The organism is uncultured Amphritea sp., assembly GCF_937127095.1.
Classification (GTDB): domain Bacteria; phylum Pseudomonadota; class Gammaproteobacteria; order Pseudomonadales; family Balneatricaceae; genus Amphritea.
This window is the reverse complement of the sequence record NZ_CAKZLP010000061.1, coordinates 1-3,559: the sequence shown is the minus strand read 5'-3', so window position 1 is coordinate 3,559 and position 3,559 is coordinate 1. Positions and strand designations below refer to the sequence as shown.

At 54.1% G+C, this 3,559-nt stretch carries 2 protein-coding genes; both read right to left on the bottom strand.

Annotation, left to right across the window (positions count from 1 at the left end):
• Nucleotides 1-1,505 (bottom strand): DNA topoisomerase IV subunit A (gene parC, locus Q0499_RS15645; protein ID WP_299200966.1); only part of this gene is annotated, 1,505 nt, incomplete at its 3' end.
• Between the two features lie 77 nt (nucleotides 1,506-1,582).
• A complete protein-coding gene (gene parE / locus Q0499_RS15640; RefSeq protein WP_299200963.1) occupies nucleotides 1,583-3,475 on the bottom strand; it encodes a DNA topoisomerase IV subunit B in 1,893 nt (630 codons plus the stop codon).
• Nucleotides 3,476-3,559 lie beyond the last annotated feature (84 nt).

Genomic DNA, 3,559 nt, shown 5'->3' with positions numbered 1-3,559 from the left:
GTCAGCAGTGCTTTCTCATCCATCACTTTCGCTTCTTCGCGGGCGACGATAGGTGAACGACGATCATCACCGTACTCTTTCGCATCCGCTTTCAGCTCGTCACGGATCAGCTTGCGCATCAGTTTTTCAGAACCGAGAATCTCTTCCAGATAATCACGTTCTTTAGTGAGTTCATCGATCTCACCACGGATCTTGATCTCTTCGAGCTTGGCTAACTGGCGCAAACGGATCTCAAGGATCGCTTCAGCCTGGATCTCCGTAATACCGAAGCGCTCCATCATCACCAGCTTCGGCTTCTCTTCGGTACGAATAATCTCAATCACTTCGTCGATATTGAGATAGGCGATCATTAAACCTTCGAGGATGTGCAGTCGTGCCAGCACTTTATCCAGACGGAACTGCAACCGGCGACGTACGGTTTCAGTTCGATAGGTCAACCACTCAGTGAGAATCTCCTTCAGGTTTTTCACCTTCGGACGACCATCGATACCGATCATGTTCATGTTAACCCGGTAGGTACGTTCCAGGTCGGTACTGGCGAACAGGTGCGCCATCAGCTGTTCAACATCGATGCGGTTTGAGCGCGGCACGATCACCAGCCGGGTCGGATTTTCATGATCCGACTCATCCCGCAGGTCAGACACCATTGGCAGTTTTTTCTGCTGCATCTGCTGGGCGATCTGTTCCAGCACTTTAGCGCCGGACACCTGATAAGGCAGCGCAGTAATGACAATATCGCCCTGCTCTCTGCTGTAGACCGCCCGGGCTCTGAGACTCCCTTTACCGGTCTCATACATTTTCTGCAGTTCGTGGCGTGGCGTAATCAGCTCAGCGTCTGTAGGCATATCCGGCCCCGGCACGATCTCGCATAACTCCTCGATGCTCATGCTCGGTTTCGACAGCAGCTGAATACAGGCCTGGGTCACTTCGCGCAGATTGTGCGGCGGGATATCGGTCGCCATACCCACGGCGATACCGGTGGTACCGTTGAGCAGAATATTCGGCAGCCGGGCAGGCAGCGTCAGCGGTTCATCAATAGTGCCGTCAAAGTTTGCCCCCCACTCAACGGTCCCCTGGGCTACCTCTTTAAGCAATACCTCAGCGTACTTTGCCAGTTTTGACTCGGTATAACGCATCGCCGCAAAGGATTTAGGGTCATCGGGAGAACCCCAGTTACCCTGTCCATCGATCAGCGGATAACGGTATGAGAACGGCTGCGCCATCAGCACCATCGCCTCATAACAGGCGCTGTCACCGTGCGGGTGGAATTTACCCAGCACGTCACCCACCGTACGGGCAGATTTTTTATACTTTGCCGTGGACTTCAGTCCCAGCTCCGACATCGCATAAACGATGCGACGCTGAACCGGCTTCAGGCCATCACCGATATTCGGCAGCGCCCGGTCAAGAATGACGTACATGGAGTAATCCAGATACGCTTTCTCGGTATATTCTTTCAGTGACAGGCGTTCAATGCCTTCGTCAATATGTACTGTTCCGCTCATTTTTTATCCCGGAGCTTATAAAACTCATTCTTCTGCGCGATCATCAACTTAACCAACAGGGTGGCAAACGCTATGCCCTAGATGTCGGCCAGATCACCTTTGCTTTCCAGCCACTCTTTACGATCCGGCGAACGTTTCTTCGCCAGCAGCATATCCATCATCTCATTGGTATCATCGCCCGCTTCGATGGTCAGTTGCACCAACCTCCGGGTATCACGCGACATGGTGGTTTCACGCAGTTGTAGCGGGTTCATCTCACCCAGCCCCTTGAAGCGCTGCACGCCGATCTTGGCGTTCTTACGCTCCGCCTTGATACGCTCAACAATACTGTCTTTTTCGTTGTCATCCAGAGCATAAAAGACATCTTTGGCAACATCGATACGATACAGAGGCGGCATCGCCACATAGATATGCCCGGCTGCCACCAGCGGCCGGAAATGGCGCACAAACAATGCGCACAGCAGGGTTGCGATATGCAAACCGTCGGAGTCCGCATCGGCAAGAATACAGATTTTACCGTAACGCAGAGCCTCAAAATTATCCGAACCGGGCTCAACCCCGATGGCGATGGAGATATGGTTGACCTCCTGGGAGGCCAGCACTTCGTTGTGATCCACCTCCCAGGTATTCAGTATCTTACCGCGCAGCGGCATCACCGCCTGATACTCCCGGTCGCGCGCCTGTTTAGCAGAGCCCCCCGCCGAGTCCCCCTCCACCAGAAACAGTTCGCCCTGCATCGCATCATTGCCGGTACAGTCCGCCAGTTTACCTGGCAGCGCAGGCCCGGAGGTGACCTTTTTACGGATCACCTTTTTATTCGAGCGCAACCGTCTCTGAGCATTGCTGATCACCAGCTCTGCAAGTTTTTCACCCTCCTCTACATGGCGATTAAGCCACAGACTGAAGGCATCTTTGGTTGCGCCGGAGATGAAACCGGCAATATGACGGGATGACAGCCGCTCTTTGGTCTGTCCGGAGAACTGCGGATCCTGCATCTTTGCTGAGAGCACATAGCAGCAGCGTTCCCAGATATCTTCAGCGGAGATCTTCACGCCACGGGGCAGCAGGTTTCTGAATTCACAGAACTCCCGCATCGCTTCCAACAGACCGGTGCGCAGACCATTAACATGGGTGCCGCCCTGTACTGTCGGGATCAGGTTGACATAGCTTTCGCCGATCAGCTCACCTCCTTCCGGCAGCCACTGCAGCGCGACATCCATGGCGTCAATTTCGCCCTGGAAGGATACGGTAAACGGCTCCTCTGGCAGGGTTTCAAATACCTGGGTGGTGCCCTTGAGATAGTCCACAAGACCATCTTCGTAATACCACTCGTCCTTCTCTTTATTCGCCCCGGACGCATCGGTAAAGGTGACCCGCAAGCCGGAACAGAGAACCGCTTTAGCCCGCAGCATATGGCGCAGTTTAGTCAGATGGTATTTTGGCGTATCAAAGTACTGAGGATCGGCCAGAAAGCGCACTTCGGTGCCGGTATTACGCTGACCACAGCTGTCAACGATCTCCAGATCAGAGACTTTTTCACCGTCGGCATAGGTTGTGCGATAAACATTGCCTCCGCGACGGATGGTCACTTCCAGCAATTTTGACAGGGCGTTAACGACCGACACCCCCACCCCGTGCAAACCACCGGAATAGTTGTAGTTGTCATTGGAGAACTTACCACCGGCATGCAGCCGTGTAAGAATCAGTTCAACACCACTGACCCCCTCTTCCGGGTGGATATCCACCGGCATCCCCCGGCCGTTATCCCTGACGCTGATCGCCCCATCTTTATGCAGCGTCACATCCAACTGGGTCGCATGCCCCGCCAGTGCTTCGTCGACACTGTTATCAATGACTTCCTGCGCCAGGTGGTTCGGCCGGTCGGTCTCGGTATACATACCAGGACGGCGACGTACCGGGTCCAGCCCGCTCAGTACCTCAATTGCATCAGAGTTATAGGTATTACTCATCGGAAGTTTCAGTCCTTATCCGCCCGGACTGTCAGATCAGTGACAGCAGGCAACTCAATCCGGCCTTCGGCAAATGCCAGTATC

Coding starts and splice junctions, on each gene's coding strand:
- parE (WP_299200963.1), bottom strand. CDS start 3,475: ATGAGTAATACCTATAACTCTGATGCAATTGAGGTACTGAGCGGGCTG.